This window comes from Bernardetia sp. (assembly GCF_020630935.1).
Classification (GTDB): domain Bacteria; phylum Bacteroidota; class Bacteroidia; order Cytophagales; family Bernardetiaceae; genus Bernardetia.
Genome location: NZ_JAHDIG010000131.1, coordinates 1,749 through 4,695, shown reverse-complemented (window position 1 = coordinate 4,695; position 2,947 = coordinate 1,749). Strand labels below are relative to the sequence as shown.

The following is a 2,947-nucleotide window of genomic DNA, read 5'->3' as shown; positions in this document are numbered from 1 at the left end:
AACTATTTTTTTTGCCTTGCGCCATTGCAAATCTGCGAAGGCGTGTGCAATCGTGCGTTTGTTGTATTGTAACAAATCACATAAAATAATTTATTAACTTGTTGATATACAGTTATTTAGCTTATTTGTAGTTAATAACAAAAAACGTCCTATTTTTTGGGTCGTAATAGCTATAAATTTGAAATATGAAAAAAATATCAATGCGAACGGTATTGAGTAAAATCAATCAATCCACTCAAAATGGACAAAGGAAAGTCTATAAAATAGGCTTTTTTAAAAAAAATGGAGAGTTCAGAGAATTGAGAGTAACTAGGCATTCAAAGAAAGGTATCTATGAAGCTGATAAAAGTGAAGGCAGTAGATACAATTATTCTCTTAATGAAAAAGGATTATTGATTATCGAAAATGTAGATGCTACAAATGAAAGAGACCGTACAAAAACGCCTCTTGTTTGTTTATTACTAACCTTTGAAGGAATAAGAATACATCATGACTGTTAAAACAAAATCGGTACAGAAAATAAACAAGAAAATATCTTACTTATCAAAGTCAGATGCTATTGTTACACCTATTTCTTGGTTTGAGGAAGAAAAAAAGAACATAGACCGTTCTAATGATGAATGGATAAAGTGGGGAAAGAATGACAATTATCCAGAGGAAATCCGAAATATTACTTTGCGTAATTATGTAGCACCAGCTTTATTAAAGTTTAAAGTTTCAGCTGCAAATGGCAAAGGTTGGATGTTGTATAAAACTAGATACGAGGGAAAAACAGAAATCAAAGAACCAGTAAAAAATTCAGAAATTGAAGAGTTTTTAGAGAAAATAGATTTTGATTCTTATTTGTCAGAAGCAATAACTGATTTGGAGTGGTACGAAATTCTACACACAGAATTTATTCGAAACAAAGGAAATAAAATTGACAATTTCCGACACTTGGAAACGATGTACACTAGAGCAGCCAAACGGAATGCAAAAGGAAAGATTCACAAGTTTTTTTATGGTAATTTCTCTGATAAGCGTGTTGATAAAACTGCATTGACACAAATTCAAGCATACAACTACAACGAAAAAAATCCACAATCAAAATTTGTTCTTCGTTCTACAATTCCCACTCCAGGTTATTTGTATTATCCACCAGCTACATGGCATAGCTCTGTTTTGTGGATGCAAGTAAGTAATGAAATCCCAAAATTCAAAGCTAACGGAATGATGAACGCTATGACAATCCGTTATCATATTGAATACCCGTCTGACTACTTTGAAGAAGCAATGCCCGAAGAACTTGGATATACAGATGAAGACAGAGAAAACAAGAAAAATGAAATTTTCCAACAAATTGACGACCTTCTGACAGGAACAACGAATGCCCAAAAAGCATTTTACAGTTCTTTTCAAACAGATGTTCAGACAGGAAAAGCACTAGACGGATGGAAAATACACGTTTTGAAGGACGAAACAAACTACGATGCTCATAAAGGCGACAACGAACAGGCTACAAGTGCTATCTGTAGTTCTCATTCTGTCAATCCTACACTAGCAAACGTTATTTTAAATAGTTCTTTTAGTTCCAAAGGTTCGGAATTACGCAACGCTTTTAAAATTTATACAGAATTATACACTTATAAGACACGTCAATTAGTTACTAAACCCTTTGAACTGACTAAAAAAATAAATGGTTGGGACAAAGATATAAAAATTGGTTTCAGAGATTTAGTCTTGACAACCTTAGACGAAAACCCAACAGGAAGCACAAACGCACTATAAACTATGCCTACACTAATCCAAACAACAGCCGAACTAAAAACGATACTAGGAGTTCAGATTAATAGAAATTACTCTGAAAGCTCTTTCATTCCGACCGTTCAGCAATGCGAACAGGAATATATAGTTGATTTGCTAGGCGAAACGCAATACAATGATTTAATTAATGCGACAGCTCCTACACTACAACAGCAATATCTAATAAATGAAGTTCGCAAGCCTTTAGCGTGGTTTGTTTACTATGAGTTGTTACGAACGGGTCAAATTCAGTTAGGAGACGCAGGTATAAAAGAAACCAATACCGAACAAACCGTACAGGTTCGTCAGTGGGTAATGGACGATGCTTTGAAGTCTGCACACCAAAAAGCTGATAGATTTTCAGATTTTCTACTAGAATATTTGGAGACAAATAAAGCTAGTTATCCATTGTGGTATAATTCAGAAGCTGCAACAATTTTCAAAACTTCTTTCATTCCGACAACAACAGAATTTGAGAAATACCAAAGAATTTCTAAAAGCCGTCGTCTATTCAAAATCGTAGCACAAGAATTTGAACTGGTAGATATTCGTTATATCATTCCTACGATATGTCAGGAGCTGTACGACGAACTAAAAACGCAGATTGCAGCCGATACACTCACAGCAGAAAATAAAATTCTACTTGGCTACATCAAAAAAGTAGTTGCTCCATTTGCTTTGAAACAATCAATTCCCTACATAAATATCAATGTAGAGGTTGGAGGGTTGAAATTCTATAAAGAAGATACAGGAATCAAAAAAAGTGAACAGGCTAGTAATGAAGCCATAGACTATTTTGTAAAAAGTCTTGATACGAAAGGACAAGATTACGTCCGACAACTCAAAAAATTCTTACTGAATAATCTTGATACATACCCTTTGTTCCGTGATAGCACTTGCAATAAGCAAAAAAATGAGTGTCAAAAAAATCAGAATCAGTACAGGAGAGGAACTTTTGTAGTATAAAAATAACACAAATTTTTTATGAAAAGATGGACTAAAGAAGAAATCTGTTTTTTACGTGAAAATGCTGGAAATATTTCAATAAAAGACATTTCTTTCAAGTTAAATAGAAGTATTAAGGCTGTAAGTGCAAAGTCTCAAAAACTGAAAATTTCAGTCAATTTTCATAAAAAAAGTCTAGCAGAAAGAAGAAAGGTAAAAC

General features: G+C 33.6%; 3 protein-coding genes and 1 pseudogene. All 4 read left to right on the top strand.

The features are described 5' to 3' along the window. The first annotated feature begins 185 nt into the window (after positions 1–185). Complete coding sequence (locus tag QZ659_RS20110) at positions 186–500, top strand: hypothetical protein (protein ID WP_291728826.1); 315 nt, start codon at positions 186–188, stop codon at positions 498–500. Beyond that, complete coding sequence (locus QZ659_RS20105) at positions 490–1,767, top strand: hypothetical protein (protein ID WP_291728823.1); 1,278 nt, start codon at positions 490–492, stop codon at positions 1,765–1,767. The genes QZ659_RS20110 and QZ659_RS20105 overlap by 11 nt, the downstream gene beginning before the upstream one ends. Positions 1,768–1,770: 3 nt before the next feature. After that, positions 1,771–2,748: a DUF6712 family protein gene (locus tag QZ659_RS20100; RefSeq protein WP_291728821.1), complete on the top strand. Its 978-nt coding sequence runs from the start codon at positions 1,771–1,773 to the stop codon at positions 2,746–2,748. Between the two features lie 18 nt (positions 2,749–2,766). Further along, positions 2,767–2,947: pseudogene (locus QZ659_RS20095) on the top strand (hypothetical protein); the annotation flags it as partial.

Excerpts from the sequence above, each read along its gene's own strand:
- QZ659_RS20110 (WP_291728826.1), top strand. The coding sequence starts at position 186 with ATGAAAAAAATATCAATGCGAACGGTATTGAGTAAAATCAATCAATCC.
- QZ659_RS20105 (WP_291728823.1), top strand. The coding sequence starts at position 490 with ATGACTGTTAAAACAAAATCGGTACAGAAAATAAACAAGAAAATATCT.
- QZ659_RS20100 (WP_291728821.1), top strand. The coding sequence starts at position 1,771 with ATGCCTACACTAATCCAAACAACAGCCGAACTAAAAACGATACTAGGA.